The following is a 21,017-nucleotide window of genomic DNA, read 5'->3' as shown; positions in this document are numbered from 1 at the left end:
ACCTGGCGAGCTACTCGCGTGGGAGATCGCTGCGCGTAAGAATTTCCTGCTTGATACGCTCGGCGAGAGCGCTTACCGAGAGCGTGCCCAGGTTGACGCCGCTACGATGGCGTACGTTGACCTCGCCGTTCTCGGCCTCTTTATCACCGAGGACGAGCATATACGGGACCTTCTGGAGCTGCGCATTGCGGATCTTCTTCTGCATGGATTCACGCGCCTCATCAACCTCTACGCGAATCGACTCGCGCGCTGAAGAGAGATGTACATCCAGCAGGGACTGTTTCACCTGGTAGGCGTAGTCGAGATGGCGATCCGCGATGGGAATGATCATGGCCTGCACTGGTGAGAGCCACGTGGGGAAGGCACCCGCGTAATGCTCGATCAAGACCGACATGAAACGCTCAACGGAACCCAGCACGGCGCGGTGCAGCATGACCGGGCGCGCGGCATGACCATCAGGTCCCATGTACTCCAGGTTGAAACGCTCAGGCAGGTTAAAGTCAAGCTGGATCGTTGCGAGCTGCCACGTGCGCTCAAGGGCGTCCAGGGCCGTGAAGTCGATCTTAGGACCATAGAACGCGGCCTCGCCCACCTCTTCTACCCATTCGATGCCCTTCATGCGCAGAACGGCGCGCAACTGCTCCTGGGCGCTATTCCAGAGTTCGGGCGTGCCCAGGTATTTCTCAGGATGCTCCTCGTCCCAGAGCGAGAGGCGCACCGCGAGCGTCATACCAAAAGGTTTGTAGAAGTTCTCGATGATTGAGTAGATGCGCAGCACCTCTTCCTGCACCTGGTCAGGCCTACAGAAGACATGTGCGTCGTCCTGCGTGATCGCGCGTACACGCGAGAGACCATGCAGCGTTCCCGGCAACTCGTCGCGATAGACCGTCGTGACCTCGCTCAGGCGAATGGGCAGCTCGCGATAGCTGCGCATGCGGCTGGCATAGATCTGCGTATGGTGCGGGCAGTTCATGGGCTTCATGCAGAAGTCTTCGCCGCTCTTGCCGCTCACATGGAAGATGTCCTCCTGGAACTTCTCCCAGTGCCCCGACGTTTTGTAAAGGTCGTTCTTCGTGATGTGCGGGATATGCACACGCTGATAACCCAGGGGTTCCTGCAAGGACTGCACAAACTCTTCCAGCAGGTCGCGCACCAGCGTCCCCTTGGGCGTAAAGAGGGGCAGGCCGCCACCCACCAGGTCAGAGAACGTAAACAGATCTAGCTCCTGACCCAGTCTGCGATGATCGCGCTTCTTCGACTCTTCGAGCAGCCAGAGGTAGTGATCTAGTTCCTCTTTCGTATTGAAGGCCGTGCCATAGAGGCGCTGGAGCTGCGGATTATTCTCATTGCCACGCCAGTACGCGCCCGCAATGCTCATGAGCTTAAAGACGCCGATGTGCGTCGTATCCTCGACATGCGGTCCACGGCAGAGATCCAGGAAGTGGCCCGTCTGATAGAAGGAGACGACCGTGCTTCCCTCCTGGCCCTCGCTCAAGCCTATGGCCTCGGCGTCGCCCGTTTCCTGCACAACCGCCGTGCTACCGCGCTCTTTGAGTAAATTCAAGAGTTCTACTTTGTAGGGCTGATTGCGTTTGCTCATCTCTTCGATGGCTTCATCGATGCCAACCTCGATACGGTCATAGCCCAGCTTTTTATTCTTGAGCTCGCGCATCTTCTGCTCGATGCGTCCCAGGTCCTTGGGCGTCAAAGCCTCGGGAAGCTCGATATCGTAGTAGAAACCATTCTTAATTGCGGGGCCCACGCCAAATTTGGCCTCGGGCCAGAGCAACTGGACGGCGGCAGCCATCAAGTGCGCCGTTGAGTGGCGCATACGATCCAGATCCTGCTGCGCCTGCTCTTTCTCTGCTGCAAGAGACGTGCTCATTCTCTATTCCTCTATCTTTGCTATGTTTATTGTCTGCCCATGAATGCGTTACTTATTGCAATCGTCAACTCTCTGCTTTTATATACCAGCGTGAGAGGACTATCAAAAACGTGTGGCTATAGATAAGTCCCACTGCCGACGGTGAGTCGGCAGTTTCGATCCTCCTGCTGCTGAGAGCCCTGTCTCATAGCGCGTTCCTTCCAACAAAAAAACTCTTTCTCCCTCAATACAGGGACGAAAGAGTCACTCTTCCGTGGTTCCACCCACGTTCACTGGTTCGCTATACAATCTTTCAAATGGAACCAGCCTTAAAGCCCGCTAACGGGGGCCTCCCGCTCTTCACTTTACAGGGAGAGATGGCTTCTTGAGTGGTATCCATCGTGTGCGCATAGGACAAATTACAGCCAGGATTGTCCCTCTCTGAAAACGCGGGAAGACGATGACATTGTCTCAAGCAGTGCCTGCCTTACGGCTACGATTATACCATAGTCGCGAGAAAATGCAAGAGTACGCAGGCGCCCTTAAGCTTGACATTCTTCCTTACAAAACTCTATAATACAGCAAATACTTTATATTGTTGATCTATTTAGTATACATTTTTCACAGCCCACATATATAGGCTCGTACGGCTTCGTCGAAGCCGTTGTCCTTCAGGAGGATGCGTTCATGGCTACTCTTCCTTCGGCGCCGACATCCACAAGCGCTCCACGTGTTGACACCAATTTTGGCAAATTTTCTCAGGGCGGCACAGTACTCCTTACAGCTCTGGCCTTCCTCTTTAATCTTCCTGTGCTAGTGCTGATTGCAACCATCATCATGGCCTGGAGTGCGATCTCGCCCTCTACCAGCCCTTATCGCCTGCTCTACCAGGGAGCAGTTATACCGCTGGGCCTGCTCAAGCCGCGCGTCGTCGAGGACGATCCTGCCCCTCATCGTTTTGCCCAGGGCATTGGCGCGGTGTTCCTCTTGCTCTCAAGCGTCTTTCTCTTCTTAACACACCTGAGTCTGCTTGGCTGGATTTTTGATTTGATCGTCCTGGTCCTGGCTGGCATCAATCTAACGGTCGGCTTCTGTATGGGATGCTTCGTTTATTATCATCTTGGCCGCTGGGGCATCCTCCCCCGCGTGCGCTATGAAGGTAGCTTCCACTGGCGAGGGGTATAGAGAAATATGTCTGACATTACACTACGCCTGATTATCCTCTTGCTTGTAGGCATCGGTGCCTGGCTCCTGGTCTGGGTAGGTAAACGCTTTGTAGCAACACAGCGGGAGAGAGCGCTGCATGCGGCACCTCTCCTTCCGCAAACACTGGTTGGTGAAAAGAGCCTGACCCCTATCCGTATTCTGGCCTTTAGTAGTCCTGATTGCCACCAGTGCCATCAACTCCAGGCCCCAGCCCTCCAGCGTCTCCTGGCAGCACGGGGAGAACATGTCTCGGTGGTAGAAGTAGACGCCACCAGCGAGCATGAGCTTACCCAAACCTATCATGTATTGACCGTCCCCAGTACCGTCGTTCTAGATGCAAACGGAAAAGCTCACGCCGTAAATTATGGCTTTACACCTACACCACGCCTGCTCAAGCAAGTTGATGATCTTTTGGCTATAGGAATGTCTATTGCCTGATCACCTCTACCAGGATGAGAGCAGGCTCGCTTGTATAATAGTAATAAGCACACCTCTCTCATCCTATTCTACATACACCTCTTCGCATTTATGCCTCGCCAGAACGCCAGCCCCAGTCTTGAGGGATTTTTTACAAATCTCTACCGCTTTTTTCATACTTTTACGATACTATAGTCTCGGCGATTTGAAGCTATACTATTATCATCAGCATTCTCATAATATCCATGCTTCTCTATATAAATTTACAATTTCGCTGGAAGGAAACGACAGACAATGAAGAAGCTTACGATTGCGGTCTTTATTATCGGGATCTTTATTTTGTACAGTTTCACGTATAATCAGGCCATAGCTCTGTTACCCAATCAGACGAGATATTCGATAGGTATGGCTGGAAATGATAGCCCTTCCTCTACCGGGACGACACCTGCATCTACCACGACAAGCACAAACACAAATGGTGCGCAGTATAAAGATGGCTCTTTTACAGGCGATGTTGAAGACGCACACTGGGGCAATATCCAGGTCAAAGCCATCATTCAAAATGGCAAGATTACGGATGTGCAGTTTCTCCAGTTTCCCAATGAGCGGAATCGCTCTGTAATCATCAACAACTATGCCGATCCCATTCTTACTAACGAGGCCATCCAGGCCCAGAACGCCAATGTTGATATCGTCAGCGGAGCAACTGATTCCAGCGAGGCGTTTATGCAATCGCTCACAACGGCCCTCTCTCAGGCGAAGGCATAACTATGGAAGAAACACGTCTGATTATGGGCATGCCCATTACGATCGCCATACTAGATACAAGTGCCACACAGGCTGACCTGAATACAGTGTTCACCTACTTTGTGGCCGTAGATAACATCTTTAGCACCTATAAGCCTGAGAGCGAGATCTCTAAGATTAACCGGGGCGAGCTTCTTCTGACACACGCTAGCGAGGAGATGCGCGAGATTTTCGCTTTAAGCGCGCAGACAAAACAAGAGACTGGTGGCTACTTCGATATTCAGCATAACGGAGCGTATGATCCCTCTGGCATTGTCAAAGGCTGGGCAATTCGTAATGCCGCCGACATGCTTAAAATGTGGGGCTTTCGGAATTTCTATATCGATGCTGGCGGCGATATTCAGGTAGCTGGGGGGAAAAATGGTCAATCATGGCGCGTCGGGATTCGCAATCCCTTCAATCGGTATGAGCATGTCAAAGTACTGGTCCTCACAAATCAGGGAATCGCGACCTCAGGAACCGCCATTCGCGGACAACACATTTATAATCCGCACAATGCCGATGAGCCACTGTCAGATATCGTAAGTATGACTGTTATCGGACCAGATGTGTATGAGGCTGACCGCTTCGCGACTGCTGCATTTGCCATGGGTAGGAAGGGCATTCAGTTTATTGAGAAATTGGCAGGTTTTGAAGGCTATATGATCGATGCACACAAGCAAGCAACCCTTACAAGCGGCCTTGAAAGGTATGTACTCCACCAATGATGAATAAAATAGATTACTACTTAGATCGCATAACCATGTATCGCCTGGTGTTGTATGTCCTACTGGGCTTTATTGGCCTGGCAACCATTCTGGCCTATATCAAGGTTCTGCCATTCTCTCCCCTGGCGCTACTTGCCTCAACCGCGTTCTTGCTCATCATCTGCTGGGCGATGAATGTCATTATGGAACACGTTTTTAACGTTCCAGCAAACATCGAATCCTCAGCTATCACAGCACTTATTCTGGCTATCATCATTGATCCCGCGCAGTCACCAACTGCCTATGCGTTCCTTGGCTGGGCAGCGATTATAGCGATATGCTCAAAATATATCCTGGCTATACGCAAAAACCATCTCTTCAATCCCGCTGCCATCGCGGTTGTGATCACATCGCTGGTACTCGGACAGTCCGCTAGCTGGTGGGTCGGCACAGCCAGTATGACGCCATTGGTGCTCATAGGTGGACTACTGATAGCCAGGAAAATACGCCAGGTAGACATGGTAGTGAGCTTTTGTGCCACTGTGATTGTAAGTACGCTGGCTATTACTCTGGTCCAGAGGCAGCTGGTCTTTGTAGAACTCAGCCACTTGCTGCTGCAATCACCGCTCTTTTTCTTCGCGTGTATCATGTTCACGGAACCGCTGACCGCGCCCCCGACAAAGCAATTGCGAAGGCTCTATGCTGTGCTTACCGGTATCCTCTTTATCCCTCAGATTCACATCGGCCCCATTTATTCAACACCCGAACTGGCGCTCGTCCTGGGCAACGTCTTCTCTTACCTGGTCAGCCCCAAACAGAAAGTCATTTTACGCATAAAAAAGAAGCTTAAGCTCGCACCGAACACAATTGATTTTGTCTTCAAGCCTTCGCAACGACTTGTCTTTCTCCCTGGACAATACATGGAGTTCACGCTCGCGCATTCTCACGCCGACAGCCGAGGCAATCGCCGCTACTTTACCCTGGCTTCATCTCCCACCGAGGGTGAGGTTCACCTGGGCGTGCGCTTTTATGAGCAGGGAAGCAGCTTCAAACAGGCGATGGCAGGCATAGATGGAAGCGCAAAGCTGATCGGCGCCCAGGTGGCCGGCGATTTTACCCTGCCACCACAGCCCCAGCAGAAACTTGTTTTTATCGCGGGTGGCATCGGCATCACGCCTTTTCGAAGTATGCTAAAGTACCTGCTCGATACACAACAGAGGCGCGATATCATCCTGTTCTATATCAACAAGAGAACAGACGAAATTGTCTACAAGGATGTCCTAAGCGCAGCGGCAGCAAAGCTGGGTGTCAAAATCTTCTACACATTGACCGACATCACCGCCGTTCCACCCAACTGGCCGGGATTAGTTGGCAGAATCAATGAAGAGACCCTGGCGAGAGCGGTCCCTGATTTTCAAGAACGCCTCTTCTACCTGTCTGGGCCACCCGATATGGTGAGAGCACAGGAGCACATCCTGAAAAATATGCAGGTTAAAAGTGGTCACATCAAAAAAGATTTCTTTCCTGGCCTCGTATAGTTCCTTTATGAGAAGCAGAGAACCCGTTCACACTATAGCGCGAACGGGTTCTCTGCTTCTCATAACATTGAAGGAATATTTTAGCTAGCTGTTTGGCGGAGCTACCGGCTGAATGGCCTGGGCCTCTTCTACGGCAAACCCCGCAGCGCGCAAGACCTGCAATAGCTCTTCGCACTGGGCGCGGTTCCTCGTCTCCAGCGTGATCATCGCCTCGTGCTGCATAAAAGGCAACTGGGCAGAGACATGCTGGTAATGGACATCGATAATATTGACGCGCATGGCCGCGATAATGTTCAGCATGCGCGCCAGTTCTCCCGGCCGATCAGGGAAGCTGGCACGAATGGCAAAATGGCGGTTGGCATTGATGAGCCCATGTTCAGCGAAACGTCCCAGCAGATTAGTGTCGATATTTCCTCCCGTCAAGGGAATGAGCACTTCTTTGCCTGGCAGTTGCAGCGTACCACTCATAAGGGCCGCAACGGCGGAGGCACCCGCGCCCTCTACCAGAATCTTGTGCTTCTCCATCAGAAACAGGGCAGCATGAATAATCTGCTCATCTGTAACCAACACAATATCATCCACAAGATGCTGAATGATGGGGAAGGTCACTTTGCCAGGCTGCTTGATGGCAATACCATCGGCAATGGTCGCCAGGGCGGGCAGGGTTGTCAGCTTGCCCGCGCGAATTGAGGCGCGCATGCTGGCAGCGCCATCAGCTTCAACGCCGATAATCTTGATCGAGGGCTTCATGGCGCGCGCCGCGATGGCGATACCAGCGATCAGGCCACCCCCCCAATGGGAACGACGATGGCATCCGCGCTGGGCACCTCGTTCAGCATCTCCAGACCCAGTGTACCCTGGCCCGTAACCACGTCGATGTCGTCAAAGGCGGGTATATAGGTAGGGCCGGTCGCGCCAAGCTCTTTCTGCATCTCCACACAGTGCTGGACGGCGTCATCATAGGTCGCTCCAGCCAGGACAACCTTCGCGCCATAACTCTGGGTCGCCGTGACCTTGGTTAGTGAGGCATTCTCGGGGACGACAATCGTGCAAGGAATACCGTATGAGGCGGCGGCGATAGCCACTCCCTGCGCGTGGTTTCCCGCCGAGGCCGTGATCACACCCGCCTTGCGCTGTTCCTCCGAGAGTCGCGACATCTTATATGTCGCGCCACGAACCTTAAACGATCCACCACGCTGCATCTGTTCAAATTTCAGGTGTATCTTCGCGCCAGTCAGGGCGCTTAAGTCCCGCGAATAGACCAGGGGAGTGTGCTCGATAAGGGGGAAGAGATACTGGTTCGCCTGCCAGATATCGGCGAAGGCGACAGGCGCCCGATAGGCTTCACGCGTTTCTTCAGAGACTGGCGCTATTTGGGCATTGAGAGATAAAGCATTTGTATCTTTCGATGTTGAGTTTTCCGTAGCAGACATAGATGTTGATAACTCCTCCATGGAGATTATACTTGTGGAGAGCGTGATGGGTAGAATCTTTTCTTCCAGGCTTCCTCTCGCTCTTCCTTGAGGACGAGATAGACAATGAAGAGGCCTATACGCTCTTACGAGGCCTGGCTGCCTCTTCCTCTGATGTATTCTAGCAGTATTGGACCTTCTACGCCAGAATTTAGTGGCTATACTTTTCCAGGATTTACTTCGTATTTATCTAAAACAAACATATGCAGAACACGTGAATGGTATACTCTCGTACATCATCACACAACTATCATCAATGGCGAGTAATTTCAAGAGATACGTGAGAGGTAAGCTTTTGCCTCTTATCATTTGGTATTGCCAACTTGGTGAGGCCATTCTCAAAAAATGAGCAAGATAGGAGAAGTTTTTTTGTTGGTAAGAGGTGATACTTATTATGGACATCTTTAGTGGTGAACTACCACTGAGCTGAAGACGCAGTGGCTTCTTCGGAAGTCACTGAAGACTTGGTTCAGTAACTTCTTCGGAAGTCTGAGTTCACCAGACTCAGCCCCAGAAATGGGAGCTCCGTTCGATAGGTCATGACACCTGCGGTTGACGCATCAGACCGCTGCTCTGTCGCTGAGAGTTAAGTAGGCTTGAGGTAAGGGCCGGTGCTCTCGGCGTAAAAAGCCTTTTGAACCTTGTCGAGATGAAGCCGGATTCCCTTCGTGGTCAGAGCGAAGGGATACGCACCACCTGCCTTCGGGCAGAGCTTTTTGAGTCAATGGATCGTCTTTTGTTCAAAAGAACAGGGGGCGGTCCGGCGATTCATCCACCAGGCTGAAGACCTCGTGGTTTTCTTGCCACGCGCCTATAAAGAGAGGTGAGCAGATATGTCTTCCGTCACAGTCATCTTCCCGTCTGTGCTTCGTGCAAAAATCAACAACCATTCCTCCATAACGGTTATAGGTCACACGATTCGCGAGGTCATCGAAGCGCTAGAGCAGCGTGCTCCCGGGATGCAGTTCAACCTCTGTTATGAAACAGGTGAGCTACGCCCCTATGTCAATATCTTTCTGGAAAAAGAAAATATTCGCTTCTTACAAGGTCTTGATACACCGGTACCCGCTGGAGCACGTATCCGCATTTTACAATCGGTAGCGGGTGGTTAATACGAACATTCAAACAACCTTTCTCAAAAAGGAGCTATTCATGGCGCATCATCACAAGTACCCCGCAGGGACTGTTATTGTCGGACTGGGCACGAAGTGTGGATTATTTCTGCTGACCTCCCAGGATCGCGTGACGTGGAATATTGAAGCAACCTCCCTGAGCAAAGGGCGCATCTTTTCGGCTATCTTCGATCAACGTAACGGTTGTCGTCTCTTTGCCGCCGAGAATGGCGATTTTTTCGGCTCGTTCATACGTTACAGTGATGATTTTGGCCAGAGCTGGCAAGAGCCCAGGCAAGGTATCCAGTTTCCACCTCAGAGCGATTTAAAACTGCAGAATATATGGACTATTGTACCCGGTCGTGCAACGGAGCCTGATGTGGTCTATGCTGGCGTAGATCCAGCCAGCCTTTGGATGAGTACTGATCGAGGTGAAACCTGGGAACCAAATCCCGCTCTCTTGTCTCATCCCAGCCGCTCACAATGGGGACCTGGTGCTGGCGGGCTCTGCCTGCATACCATTATTGCCGACCCCACACAGCCCTCGCGTATGTGGATAGGGATCTCCGCTGTTGGCTGCATGCGCACAGATGACGGTGGAAGAAGCTGGGTCTTCGCAAATAAAAATACGCGTGCTGGTTTCCTTCCTGACCCTTATCCTGAGTTTGGGCAATGCATTCACCGCCTAGTCCAGCATCCTACCCAACCAGATGTCCTCTATCAGCAGAATCACTGTGGTATCTATAAAAGCCTTAATGCTGGGGAAGATTGGATCGATATCCAGCACAACTTACCATCGGAGTTTGGCTTCCCTATTGCTCTTGATCCACACCATCCCGAAACTCTCTTCGTCGTTGTGGAAGACCCCCAGGGCCGACATAACAGTGGAACACATTTCACGGTGTATCGCACAGAGAATGCTGGAGAGCAGTGGACTCCTCAGACCCATGGTTTGCCTGAGGGGCAAGGCGTGCGAATGGGAGTCCTGCGACATGCCCTCTGCACTGATAGCCTGAATCCATGCGGCGTCTACGCTGGCACCAAAACGGGTCAGTTATTTGCCAGCAATGACCGTGGAGACAACTGGCAGTTGATCGCTGATTTTCTGCCCCCCATCTATTCTGTCACAGCCACAGTCTTGCAATAACAAGAGAAGCCCTGCTACTTACCCCATAGGCAGAGGTGGGATTGCCCCGGTTTTAGTGGAGCGTGAGAAGAAATAAGAGTAGCGTTGCGTGCAGCCTGCTGCGGGCGCATGTCCGCAGCAGGCTGCACGCAACTTTACCCCCTGAGTACCGCAGGTGCGAAGATGCAAAGAGAGGGGACACGCCTCCTATATCCTGCCTTCGGCTATGCACGTATTGACAATACGATATATCTATATTAAACTAATACATAGGTTTCTTAATAAATTAGTTTCCAATCTTTTAGCAGCACCTTCAAAGGCGGATAACCTCTTATGAATTCAGACACCAATGCGACAGCAAGGAAGCTTGCGCAGTCACTGATGCAGTTCAACAAGACCTTTATGCAATTTCATCGTAGCGAACTGCATCAAAACTTTTCCGGGTGCAAACCCAGCGAGGTGGGAGTGTTATTCGCGATCCGGCATGGAGTGCAGGGCAATGGTCGCCCAATTAAGGTCTCAGAGATCAGTAAGCATATGCATGTGACCTCTCCAACGATCACGCAATTGCTGAATAGCCTCGAAGCCAATGGCCTGGTTGAACGCCATACTGACCCGACAGATAGGCGTGCCGTAGGTATCGCGTTAACAGAACATGGAGAGCAACTTGCGCAGAAGGCCGAAAATGTCTTGTTCGAGACTTTTCAAAACCTGAGCGAGTACCTGGGAGATCAACAGAGTAATCAACTTGCGGACTTATTAATAAAAGCATTCCAATACTTTAATGAGAGGGACACTAATGGTTACTTCTTTCCATGGAAGGGAGAAGAGGCATGATTAAATTGCTACGGTTTATGAAACCGTTTAGATTGGCCATCGTTCTCATCCTGATCCTTGCTTTTGCCCAATCTATGGCTAACCTGTATCTGCCAACACTTATGGCGGATATCGTGGACAATGGTATCGCCAAGGGCGATACAGACTACATCTGGAGAATCGGCGGCCTGATGCTGCTGATCACGCTTGGTGGCACAATCTGTGCCATTATCGGTAGCTTTTTCTCCTCCAGGGTCGCGACCGGCTATGGAAAAATCGTTCGCAGCAACATTTTTACGCGTGCGGCCAAGTTCTCGCTGCATGAGTTCGATACCGTCAGCACGGCGTCGCTGATTACACGCACCACCAACGATACAACCCAGGTGCAGCAGGTCTATGTCATGATCCTGGGTATGATGGTGACGGCTCCGATGATGGCCATCGGTGGCGTTATCCTGGCCCTACAACAGGACGCGGGCCTTTCCTGGATTCTCCTGGTCGTGATTCCGATTCTGGTTGGAACCATTCTCCTGATCATGACGCGGGCCATTCCACTCTTCCAGATGGTGCAGAAGAAGCTGGATAAAATCAACCTGGTCGTTGATGAGGGGCTGACCGGCGTGCGTGTCATTCGCGCCTTTGACCGTGTGAAGTACGAGGAGAAGCGCTTCGATGATGCCAACCTTGACCTGATGGACGTCTCGATCAGGGTCAACCGGATCATGGCCTTCTTGATGCCTGTCATGATGCTGGTGCTAAACGTCTCCAGCGTGGCTATTCTCTGGTTCGGCGCCATTCGTATCGATAATGGCCAGATGCAGGTCGGCGCGCTTATCGCCTTCTTGCAGTATGCGATGCAGATTCTCTTCGCCATGCTGATGGTCTCGATGATGTTCGTCATGGTGCCACGCGCCGCGGCCTCGGCTGACCGCATCAATGAGGTCCTGGCTATCAAGCCGGAGATCAACGATGCCGAGCAGGTGCGCCTGGCGAACGAGCAGAAGGGCTACGTCGAGTTCCAGGATGTGACCTTCAGCTATCCTGGCGCAGAAGAGCCTGCGCTCTCTCACATCTCCTTTAGCGCCCGGCCAGGCCAGGTCACGGCGATTATTGGCGGTACCGGCTCTGGTAAGTCAACCCTGGTCAACCTGGTTCCGCGCTTCTACGATATTGATAGCGGTAACCTGCTTGTAGATGGTGTCGATGTGCGCGAAATGCCTCAGGAACACCTGCGCGAGAAGATCGGCTTTGTGCCACAGAAGGCCATCCTCTTCTCCGGTACTATTAACGAGAATATTCGCTTTGGCAAGCGCGATGCCACCGATGATGAGATTCGCCATGCCGCCGAGGTAGCCCAGGCCAGCGACTTCATTGGCGAGATGAAGGATGGCTTCGATTCAGCCATCGCCCAGGGTGGTACCAACGTCTCCGGTGGTCAAAAGCAGCGCCTCTCAATCGCCCGCGCCCTGGTGCGCCGACCCGAGATCTACATCTTTGATGATAGCTTCTCAGCCCTGGACTTCAAGACCGATGCCCGGCTGCGCGCCGCGCTCAAACAGGAGACCCAGGAGTCAACGGTCATCATCGTGGCCCAGCGCGTCAGCACCGTCATGGACGCCGATCAGATCATAGTCCTGGATGAGGGTCACATGGTTGGTATTGGAACCCATAAAGAGCTGATGGAGAGCTCTGAGGTCTATCGCGAAATCGTCACTTCCCAGCTCGCTCTGGAGGAAATAGCATGAGCCAGGTACGCAACGGACAGCGCCCCGGTGGAGGCATGGGTGGCGGCCCAATGGGAGCCATGGGCCGTCCTGTAGAGAAACCTAAGGACTTTAAAAAGACATTTAACCGCCTGCTCGGTTACTTCGCACCCTATAAAATCCGCTTACTGGTGATCCTGGGCGCAGCCATCATCGGTACGGTCTTCAATATTGTCGGACCAAAAATTCTGGGTCTGGCCACAACCAAGCTCTTTGATGGCCTGATCGCCAAATATCAGGCCTTTATGCGGCACCAGCCCGCGCCCAGCATCGACTTTACGTATATCGCGCAGGTGCTCTTGCTGCTGCTCGGTCTCTATGTGGTCAGCGCCATCTTTACCTATATTCAGCAGTACATCATGGCCACGGTCGCGCAGAAGACCGTCTATAACCTGCGCCGCGATGTGGAAGAGAAACTCTCACGCCTGCCCTTGAAATTCTTTGATGGTCGTACGCATGGCGAGATTCTCAGCCGCGCCGTCAACGACATGGATAATATCAGCACAACGCTCCAGCAGAGTGTGACGCAGGTCATCACCTCCTCAGTTACCCTGGTAGGCGTCATCATTCTGATGTTCTCCATTAGCTGGCTGCTGAGCCTGATTGTCCTGGTCACGCTTCCCTTGAGCCTGCTCGTGACAGTGGGCATAGCCAAGCGCTCGCAAACATACTTCCGCAATCAACAGCGCTCGCTGGGGCACCTCAACGGTCACGTCGAGGAGATGTATTCAGGCCATAAAATCGTCAAGGCCTTTGGTTACGAGAACGAGTCTCTGAACCAGTTCACCAAGCTGAACGAAGAGCTCTACGAGGCTGGCTGGAAGGCGCAGTTTATGTCAGGCATGATCATGCCTCTCATGCGCTCGATTGGCAACCTCGGTTACGCCTTTGTAGCCGTGATTGGCGGCATTATGGTCACACAGAAGGGTATCACCATCGGTGACGTCCAGGCCTTTATCCAGTATGCCCAGCAGTTTACCATGCCTATCACCCAACTCGCGAACTTTGCCAACGTGATTCAGTCCACTATGGCCTCAGCCGAACGCATCTTTGAGCTTCTGGATGAGCCAGAGGAAATTCCTGAAGCCGTGCCTGCCGCGACTATCGAAGAGCGCCAGGGCGCGGTCGAGTTCCAGCATGTACGCTTTGGCTACAAAGAAGATGCGATCCTGATGGAGGACATGAATATCCATGTCGAGCCTGGACAGATGATCGCCATCGTTGGTCCCACGGGCGCAGGCAAGACGACCCTTGTCAACCTGCTGATGCGCTTCTACGAGGTCAACGGCGGTAGTATCCTGGTCGATGGCGTGGATATCACGCAGTTGAAGCGCGGCGACCTGCGCCGTACCTTCGGTATGGTGCTCCAGGATACCTGGCTCTTCAATGGTACCATTCGCGACAATATCGCCTATGGACATGAGGGAGCCACGGAGGAAGAGATTGTGCGCTCGGCCAGAGCGGCCTACGCCGACCACTTTATCCGCACTCTGCCCGAGGGCTATAGCACGATCCTTAATGAAGAAGCCAGCAACATCTCGCAGGGTCAGAAGCAGTTGCTTACCATCGCACGCGCCTTCCTAGCCGATCCCGAGATCCTGATCCTGGACGAGGCCACCAGTAGCGTTGATACGCGTACCGAGATCCAGATTCAGCGAGCCATGGGCGAGCTGATGAAGGGCCGCACCAGCTTCGTCATCGCGCACCGCCTCTCGACGATTCGCGATGCCGACCTGATCCTGGTCATGAATCACGGCACAATCATTGAGCAGGGTACCCACGAGGAACTGCTGGCGAAGAAAGGCTTCTACGCCGATCTCCACAACAGCCAGTTCAGTCAGGCACCTATCAGCGAAGCAGTGTAGTTATAAACAGAAAAGAGGGAGAGGAGGGCAAGCTTGCCCTCCTCTCCCTCTTTTCTGTTTGTCATGTTGTATATTTGAGGCGGCACCCATTTCTGCTCTGTTGTGCTGCTATCTTCTTTACTCAGGCTCGTCGCAATGGCGCACCAATCAGGTGTAAGTGTTGAAGAATCTCTTTGAAAGACTGGGTGATATTCGTTTCATGATAGGGGATAGCACGCTCCTGGCAGAAGGTTTTCACGATACCCTGTGCTTCCTTCAACTTATTGCGCGGCATGGCAGGGAACAGGTGATGCTCAATCTGATAATTTAAGCCACCATACACAAAATCGGTAAGTGGGTGCGCATAGATGTTACGCGAGGTCATTATCTGGCGCTGCAAGAAGCTGACTTTACTCTCTTTCTCAAGCACAGGCATGCCTTTATGGTTGGGAGCGAAAATCGATCCCAGGTAAAATCCGGTGGCAGCCTGGTGGATGGCAATGAAGAGGATACCCGCCCAGAATGGTACATGCGAGAAAACAAATGCGAAGTAGAGAATGTAGTGGGCAACCAGAAGAAGCCACTCGAGGCCCTTGTATCTGGCCTTCTGATGCAACAGAAACTCAATGCTATTATATTGCAGGCCCCCGCGACCGTCATCAAGGCTGGAAAGAAGAGCAAGGCCTGGTGTTTGACCAGAAATTGTCTAAACTTGCCCATCTGCTGCACATCTTCCATGCCTGTAAATTCAAGAAAAGGGATTTCAATATCTGGATCCATATCCACTTGATTGGGATGGCTATGGTGCTTATTATGCTTATCAAGCCACCAGCCATAACTCATGCCGATCAAGAGGTTTCCTCCCACCAGGCCCAGAAGATCATGTTTCCATGAACGAGCAAACATCTGGCGATGGCCTGCCTCATGGCTTACTAAGCCAACCTGAGCAAAAACAAAGGCCATGTAGACCGCGTCAAGAAGTTGTAACCAGAGCACATTAACGAGCAGGAAAAACACAATGCCAATGAGAAGGAGCCCCAGAAGCAGGGCAACTCTATATGTATAGTAGGCAGGCTGCTTTTCTAGAAGCCCTCTCTGCTTCATCAGATTTTTAAGCTCGGCATATTCATTGCCGGCTTCCTTTGGCGTAGTAGGGCGCTTGACAGGGGACGGCTTAAAGTCATCGCGTGATAACACCATCGTGGTGAATCGGTTCGCTGTCATAAAATGCGTTTCCTTACGGAGAAGTAATACCTTCTCCTTATTTCTTTTTACCTGCGCCTCAGTGGCACATGGAATATAAGAGTGAAGTCAGGTGGAGTTTGTTTCAGAGTGGTACTTTGTCTTCTAGCAGTACTAGCGAACGGTCCATCACTACCAGATGAGGAGTATCTTTCTCTCTATTTTCTCTCTATTTCCATATGTTATCGACGTAGACAGAACTTGGCTTGAAGCGGGTAGTACTTCTCACGCCTGCGGCGCTCGCCTGGTTGGGATATGATACGTGCCGGTAGCCAGTGGCTACCGGCACGTATCATATCCCATATTAGTTGGTCATATAGTACCCGATGCCTGGCTCGGTCATGATATGCGTTGGGCGAGAGGGGTTAGCCTCCAGTTTGCGCCGCAGGCGTCCAATATAGACGCGCAAATACTCGGACTCGCTGCGATACTCTACTCCCCACACCCGGCGTAATAGCGCTTCATGGGTAAAGATTTTTCCTGGATGCAGAGCCAGTTCCTGGAGCAAGTGAAACTCGGTCGGCGAGAGCTTGACGGGATCGCCGTCGCGCCAGACTTGCTTCTGCTCAAAGTCGATCTCCAGGCCGCCAAAGCGCTTCACGCCAGCCGAGACAGGCACTTCATCAAACGCCCAGTGACTTCGTCTGAGCACAGCCTTCACTCGCGCCATCAATTCGCCCACACTAAAGGGCTTCGTCAAATAATCATCTGCGCCCTGGTCCAGGGCCGCGATTTTATCGGCGTCCTCCCCCAACGCAGTCAACATAATAATGGGAACAGTGCTCTTCTGCCTGATACGGCGGCATACCTCTAAGCCATCCATGTTGGGTAGCATGATATCCAGGATCACCAGGGCCACGTTAGCCTGGTCAAAGTGCGCCAGGGCCTCCAATCCATCGCTGGCAAGCAAGACTTTGAAGGCACGCAATTCCAGGTTACGCCGGATAAAATTGCGAATCCCCGGCTCGTCATCAACGACGAGAATATATTTCTCCTGTGGCATATAGTAACACCTCTCTGGGTTACAAAATATTGAGCAAGGCAAACATGTCTGGCTGCGCGTCAGGTGGGTAAAGCACACGAGGCGGGAGCCAGATATGAAAGGCAGCACCTGTTGCTCCATCGACCCGGTTCTCGGCCCAGATTCGCCCTCCATGTGCCTCGATAAAGCCACGGCAAATGGCCAACCCCAGCCCCACACCACTGCTGCTACGTCTACGTCCACTATCAACCTGGTAGAAACGCTCAAAAATACGCTCAGTCAGATCCGCCGGAATACCGGCGCCATTATCGATCACACTCAGATAGAGTCCCCCCTTTACCTCGCCATCTTCCTGTTCATACCTGACCACGATCTCGATGAGCGCATCGGCGCCAGCATAACGCCGGGCATTCTGGAGCAGGTTGCGCAAAACCATCTCAATCCTCTTCCCATCTACGTTAATCAGCGAAGGTTTCACTGGCAGACTGATCCGTACCTTTTCGCTTTCCTGTTCTGGCAGAGCTTGCTTGATTAATACATCGAGGGGATAGAGACCGGGTGAGAGCTTGAGCGTCCCAGCCTCGATTTGCGACATATCCAACAGGCTCGTTACCAGCTCCGCCATGCGATCAGTCTCAATCACAATCCCGCGCAGAAAATCCTCCTGTATAGCGCTCTCCATCTCAACATCGGTTTCAAGCAAGCTCGTAGCATAGCCTTTGATAGATGTTAATGGCGTTCGCAACTCGTGCGAAACGATGGCAAGCAGGTTCTTCTTGATTAGCTCCGCCTCGTTGGTACGCGTCACATCTTGAAAGACCTTTCCGCGTCCAATAAGCTCGCCTGCCTGATCGCGCACCTGGAACACGCGCAGGCGAACAACCCTACGCACAGGTATATGCTGTCCAACCGGATTATGGTAGCCGCGTACATAAAATTCAATCACATCGGGTCCGCTCCCGGTCTCGGCTGCGTGCACAGCTTGTTGGTACACATCGGGGTCTTCAATGAGCGAGAGCAGCGCGTCCTGCGCCTTATGCTCATCGAAAATAGGGGGTAGGAGATCATTGGGCGAGAGGCCCACAAACTGGGTAAAGCGCTGATTGGCATAGATGATATGTCCATTGGGAGCTTCGAGGAGCAGGCCTTCATTCATGCTATGCATAATGGCATCCAGGGTGTACAGGCGCGCCTGGCTTGTCGCATCGCTTTTGCGAAAGAGGTCATGCACCTCGTCCTCCATGGCGGAGAAGGCTGCGATGACCTGCCCAATCTCGTCGATACGCTCCCGCTCCCTGGCAAGAAGCCTGCCATCCATGACCTTCGTCTCCTGATCTGGCTTGATCATGATGACCGCCTGCGCCAGCTTCTTCAGCGGCGCGACCACTCCCCCATGCATCGCGAACCAAAAAAAGCTGGCCCCGATAAGCACCATAAAGAGCGCGATGCCCAGACTATTCCGAAAACTCACGACTGTGGCAAATGTGCTGTCAGTTGGCCTCTGGATCACCACGCCCCAGTAGCCACCGTCCAGGCTGACAGGCATATAGCTATAGAGCCAATCGCGGTTAGACTCCTGCGCGATCAGGCTCCCCTGCCTCCCCTGTAAAGCCTCCTTCACTCCAGGCAATGACACACGCGAATCGACCGCGAAAGACCCCTGTCCAGGCTGTACTATGGGACGACCTTCGTGGTCAACCACCCAGGTACGCAGTTCACCATTCGTATTCCATTGCTTCTCCATCGAGAGCAGGCGCGCAGCCAGCTGCTCAAGCTGGAGAGTTACCAACATGGTCCCGACTACCTTTCCTCGATCATCGCTAATGCGCCGCGCAAGCACGACCAGAGACCCACCTGAATTGAGACTAATACGACTGATAGAGATAAGCGATCTATTTGTCTGCACCGAAGGCAGAAAGTGGCGGCACAACTGGCTTTCACTCAAGTTGCGGGCCTGGCTCTCTGGCGAGGCAAGCAGCAGATTTCCAGATACATCGCAGACCGCATAGAGATTGCTGGCGGGCTGGACAAGTGCTGCCAGGGAGAAGGCGGTAGTGAGTTGCTGTCGATCAAGCTTCTTAGCTTCCTGGCTATAAGACAGAGTAGTATCGATATTTATCGCGGGGCCAATAATCGATTCGACATCAAGGGCAACTGCCTGGGCGAGACTCAAATCCGCGCGCGTGGCATTCTGTTGGAGCGCGTTGCGCTGAAAGAGATACAACTCGACACCGCCCAACAGCAAGGGCAGCAGAAATAAGCAGTAGAAGACAAGCAGTTGCAATGTGATGCTTCGCTCAAGTAATCGCAGCATAATCATCCTCGCCAGGATCAGGCCCTAAACATCGCGCCTCGGTATGTTTAAGTATGCCGGAAAGATCTTCTTATTGCAAGTAAAGTGCATGAGGTAGCGAGCGGGCTGCGCCCGTCACCTCACGCACTTTACTTGCAATATTTATATTTTTGTTTACACTCTCTCGCCTTTGTTTACGTGATATTTACTCTCCAGCCTCTACACTTAGCTGTAATCAAGTACAGCGTAGTACAGCAGAGCTTATTTATTCGCACTGGAGGGAAATATGGCGACGACCAATGACAACATCACACGTTCACGCATGGGACCTGTTATCTTTTCAAGCACTCTGGGCACGGCTATTGAATGGTATGATTTCTTCCTCTATGGAACGATGGCGACCCTCGTCTTCCCCAAGCTTTTCTTTCCTGGCTCGAACCAGGTAGTTGGTACCCTCCTCTCATTGTTCACCTTCCTGGTTGGCTTTATCGCACGCCCCTTTGGAGGTGCGCTCTTTGGTCACCTGGGTGACCGCATCGGTCGCAAATCCACACTTATCGCGACACTCTTGTTGATGGGTATCTCGACGCTACTCATCGGTTTCTTGCCCGGCTATACAGCGATAGGCATGGCCGCACCCTTGATCCTTGTGCTGCTACGCCTCGGCCAGGGCCTGGGTGTAGGCGGCGAGTGGGGTGGCTCAGTCCTGCTGGCACTTGAGTATGGTCATAAAGAACGCAGAGGCTTCTGGGCTAGCTGGCCACAGATGGGCGCGCCCCTCGGCCTGGTGCTCTCCACTATCGTGGCCAATGTTGTGCAGTCCTCTACGGGAGCCAGTTTCCTCGACTGGGGTTGGCGCATCCCCTTCTTTGTCAGTGCGCTCCTGATCGTTGTTGGCCTCTACATCCGCTTAAGCGTGCTGGAAACCCCGCTTTTCGCGCAGCTCAAAGAGCAGAAGCGTGAAGCCAAGGCTCCGCTCGTTGAGGCCTTCCGCCACAGCACACCCGAGATCCTGCTCAGTGCTGGCTCCCGCTTCATCGAGCAGGCGCCTTTCTATCTCTTCACAACCTTTGTCATCACCTATGGCCTGGAGAAGCTGGCCCTGGATAAGACGCTTATCCTGAACGCCATCACGGTCGGCTCAATTCTGGAGATGATCACCATTCCGCTCTTTGGGCACCTCTCCGACCGCTTCGGACGCCGCACCTGGTATCTGATTGGCTGCGTGCTTATGGCAATTTTTGCCTTCCCATACTTCCTATTGATGAACGCGGGAACGGTAGCTTTCTTCATCGCGGTCGTTCTCTCTCTCGCTATCTTCCACTCCTGGGTCTATGGTCCACAGGCGGCACTCATCGCCGAACGCTTTGGCACCCGTTCTCGCTATAGCGGCGCCTCACTTGGCTACCAGCTAGCCGCTCCCTTCGCTGGTGGCCTGGCTCCGATCATCGCCCTCTTGCTCCTGACCGGTAAGAGCAGCCTCTCTGCCCTTGGTCTGAGCAAAGTCGTAGTCAACATCGGAGCGGGTTCCTGGCAGGCGGTCGCAATCTACATGGTCGTACTTGCCGTCATCTCCTTTGCCTCGGTTCTGGGCCTTAAGGAAATGACAAAATCAGATATCTCAGGTGCCGAGGCGCCTACAGCCAATGAGCCTGAGATAAGCCTGGCTCCCGCCGATTAACATTACCACGCCCGACGTAAGTTTTCGCGCCTGCGGCGCTCATAGGTAAGCGATGGTAGTGTGATGGATGGGCATTTGCTCATCCATCACACTACCATCGCTTACCCAGAGGCGAGCTTGCGAGCCGAGATGCCCAATTGATGCAGACACAAGTATTGACGAAATGCA

Annotated in this window: 15 protein-coding genes and 2 pseudogenes; 11 read left to right on the top strand and 6 right to left on the bottom strand. The window is 52.7% G+C overall.

Annotation, left to right across the window (positions count from 1 at the left end):
• Positions 1-10 precede the first annotated feature (10 nt).
• Entirely contained in the window at positions 11-1,885 is a 1,875-nt protein-coding gene (thrS, locus tag JMJ16_RS48040) for a threonine--tRNA ligase (protein WP_201393218.1), read from the bottom strand.
• A 666-nt stretch (positions 1,886-2,551) separates the two neighbouring features.
• Here thrS and JMJ16_RS48035 point away from each other — a divergent pair.
• The 5 genes from JMJ16_RS48035 to JMJ16_RS48015 all read left to right on the top strand — a co-directional run bounded on the left by JMJ16_RS48035 (position 2,552) and on the right by JMJ16_RS48015 (position 6,518).
• On the top strand, positions 2,552-3,049 hold the full coding sequence (locus JMJ16_RS48035) for a DUF4395 domain-containing protein (protein WP_201393216.1): 498 nt from the start codon (positions 2,552-2,554) through the stop codon (positions 3,047-3,049).
• A gap of 6 nt (positions 3,050-3,055) precedes the next feature.
• Positions 3,056-3,508 carry a thioredoxin family protein gene (locus JMJ16_RS48030; RefSeq protein ID WP_201393214.1) on the top strand — a complete coding sequence of 151 codons (453 nt, stop codon included), beginning with the start codon at positions 3,056-3,058 and terminating at the stop codon, positions 3,506-3,508.
• A 273-nt stretch (positions 3,509-3,781) separates the two neighbouring features.
• The gene (locus JMJ16_RS48025) at positions 3,782-4,255 is read left to right on the top strand and encodes an FMN-binding protein (protein ID WP_201393212.1); all 474 of its coding nucleotides are present in this window, start codon (positions 3,782-3,784) and stop codon (positions 4,253-4,255) included.
• Positions 4,256-4,257: 2 nt separating this feature from the next.
• The gene (locus JMJ16_RS48020; RefSeq protein WP_201393210.1) at positions 4,258-5,001 is read left to right on the top strand and encodes an FAD:protein FMN transferase; all 744 of its coding nucleotides are present in this window, start codon (positions 4,258-4,260) and stop codon (positions 4,999-5,001) included.
• Positions 4,998-6,518 carry an FAD-dependent oxidoreductase gene (locus JMJ16_RS48015; protein ID WP_201393208.1) on the top strand — a complete coding sequence of 507 codons (1,521 nt, stop codon included), beginning with the start codon at positions 4,998-5,000 and terminating at the stop codon, positions 6,516-6,518. Before JMJ16_RS48020 ends, JMJ16_RS48015 begins: the two co-directional genes overlap by 4 nt.
• A gap of 84 nt (positions 6,519-6,602) precedes the next feature.
• On the opposite strand, the pseudogene ilvA reads toward JMJ16_RS48015, so the two are convergent.
• Positions 6,603-7,951 (bottom strand): annotated as a pseudogene (ilvA, locus tag JMJ16_RS48010) (threonine ammonia-lyase).
• Between the two features lie 872 nt (positions 7,952-8,823).
• On the opposite strand from ilvA, the gene JMJ16_RS48005 reads away from it, so the two are divergent.
• The 5 genes from JMJ16_RS48005 (at position 8,824) to JMJ16_RS47985 (ending at position 14,672) form a co-directional block, all read left to right on the top strand.
• A complete protein-coding gene (locus tag JMJ16_RS48005; protein WP_201393206.1) occupies positions 8,824-9,102 on the top strand; it encodes a MoaD/ThiS family protein in 279 nt (92 codons plus the stop codon).
• A 40-nt stretch (positions 9,103-9,142) separates the two neighbouring features.
• Positions 9,143-10,249, top strand: a complete 1,107-nt coding sequence (locus JMJ16_RS48000; RefSeq protein ID WP_201393204.1) for a sialidase family protein — start codon at positions 9,143-9,145, stop codon at positions 10,247-10,249.
• Positions 10,250-10,561: 312 nt separating this feature from the next.
• Positions 10,562-11,065, top strand: coding sequence for a MarR family winged helix-turn-helix transcriptional regulator (locus tag JMJ16_RS47995; RefSeq protein WP_201393202.1), 504 nt, complete (start codon positions 10,562-10,564; stop codon positions 11,063-11,065).
• A complete protein-coding gene (locus JMJ16_RS47990) occupies positions 11,062-12,789 on the top strand; it encodes an ABC transporter ATP-binding protein (RefSeq protein ID WP_201393200.1) in 1,728 nt (575 codons plus the stop codon). The genes JMJ16_RS47995 and JMJ16_RS47990 overlap by 4 nt, the downstream gene beginning before the upstream one ends.
• A complete protein-coding gene (locus JMJ16_RS47985) occupies positions 12,786-14,672 on the top strand; it encodes an ABC transporter ATP-binding protein (RefSeq protein ID WP_236602045.1) in 1,887 nt (628 codons plus the stop codon). Before JMJ16_RS47990 ends, JMJ16_RS47985 begins: the two co-directional genes overlap by 4 nt.
• Positions 14,673-14,793: 121 nt before the next feature.
• Here the strand turns inward: JMJ16_RS47985 and JMJ16_RS56310 are convergent, their stop codons facing one another.
• The 4 genes and pseudogenes from JMJ16_RS56310 to JMJ16_RS47970 all read right to left on the bottom strand — a co-directional run bounded on the left by JMJ16_RS56310 (position 14,794) and on the right by JMJ16_RS47970 (position 19,189).
• Positions 14,794-15,267 carry a fatty acid desaturase gene (locus JMJ16_RS56310; RefSeq protein WP_255553320.1) on the bottom strand — a complete coding sequence of 158 codons (474 nt, stop codon included), beginning with the start codon at positions 15,265-15,267 and terminating at the stop codon, positions 14,794-14,796.
• 167 nt (positions 15,268-15,434) lie between these two features.
• A pseudogene (locus JMJ16_RS56305) lies at positions 15,435-15,614 on the bottom strand (fatty acid desaturase); the annotation flags it as partial.
• Positions 15,615-16,197: 583 nt separating this feature from the next.
• Positions 16,198-16,896, bottom strand: coding sequence for a response regulator transcription factor (locus JMJ16_RS47975; RefSeq protein ID WP_201393198.1), 699 nt, complete (start codon positions 16,894-16,896; stop codon positions 16,198-16,200).
• 19 nt (positions 16,897-16,915) lie between these two features.
• Positions 16,916-19,189, bottom strand: coding sequence for an ATP-binding protein (locus tag JMJ16_RS47970; protein ID WP_201393196.1), 2,274 nt, complete (start codon positions 19,187-19,189; stop codon positions 16,916-16,918).
• A 265-nt stretch (positions 19,190-19,454) separates the two neighbouring features.
• On the opposite strand from JMJ16_RS47970, the gene JMJ16_RS47965 reads away from it, so the two are divergent.
• Entirely contained in the window at positions 19,455-20,849 is a 1,395-nt protein-coding gene (locus JMJ16_RS47965) for an MFS transporter (RefSeq protein ID WP_201393194.1), read from the top strand.
• Positions 20,850-21,017 lie beyond the last annotated feature (168 nt).

The sequence above is a fragment of the Ktedonobacter sp. SOSP1-52 genome (assembly GCF_016587395.1).
This window is presented reverse-complemented; position numbering and strand designations above follow the sequence as displayed.

Excerpts from the sequence above, each read along its gene's own strand:
- thrS (WP_201393218.1), bottom strand. The coding sequence starts at position 1,885 with ATGAGCACGTCTCTTGCAGCAGAGAAAGAGCAGGCGCAGCAGGATCTG.
- JMJ16_RS48035 (WP_201393216.1), top strand. The coding sequence starts at position 2,552 with ATGGCTACTCTTCCTTCGGCGCCGACATCCACAAGCGCTCCACGTGTT.
- JMJ16_RS48030 (WP_201393214.1), top strand. The coding sequence starts at position 3,056 with ATGTCTGACATTACACTACGCCTGATTATCCTCTTGCTTGTAGGCATC.
- JMJ16_RS48025 (WP_201393212.1), top strand. The coding sequence starts at position 3,782 with ATGAAGAAGCTTACGATTGCGGTCTTTATTATCGGGATCTTTATTTTG.
- JMJ16_RS48020 (WP_201393210.1), top strand. The coding sequence starts at position 4,258 with ATGGAAGAAACACGTCTGATTATGGGCATGCCCATTACGATCGCCATA.
- JMJ16_RS48015 (WP_201393208.1), top strand. The coding sequence starts at position 4,998 with ATGATGAATAAAATAGATTACTACTTAGATCGCATAACCATGTATCGC.
- JMJ16_RS48005 (WP_201393206.1), top strand. The coding sequence starts at position 8,824 with ATGTCTTCCGTCACAGTCATCTTCCCGTCTGTGCTTCGTGCAAAAATC.
- JMJ16_RS48000 (WP_201393204.1), top strand. The coding sequence starts at position 9,143 with ATGGCGCATCATCACAAGTACCCCGCAGGGACTGTTATTGTCGGACTG.
- JMJ16_RS47995 (WP_201393202.1), top strand. The coding sequence starts at position 10,562 with ATGAATTCAGACACCAATGCGACAGCAAGGAAGCTTGCGCAGTCACTG.
- JMJ16_RS47990 (WP_201393200.1), top strand. The coding sequence starts at position 11,062 with ATGATTAAATTGCTACGGTTTATGAAACCGTTTAGATTGGCCATCGTT.
- JMJ16_RS47985 (WP_236602045.1), top strand. The coding sequence starts at position 12,786 with ATGAGCCAGGTACGCAACGGACAGCGCCCCGGTGGAGGCATGGGTGGC.
- JMJ16_RS47975 (WP_201393198.1), bottom strand. The coding sequence starts at position 16,896 with ATGCCACAGGAGAAATATATTCTCGTCGTTGATGACGAGCCGGGGATT.
- JMJ16_RS47970 (WP_201393196.1), bottom strand. The coding sequence starts at position 19,189 with ATGCTGCGATTACTTGAGCGAAGCATCACATTGCAACTGCTTGTCTTC.
- JMJ16_RS47965 (WP_201393194.1), top strand. The coding sequence starts at position 19,455 with ATGGCGACGACCAATGACAACATCACACGTTCACGCATGGGACCTGTT.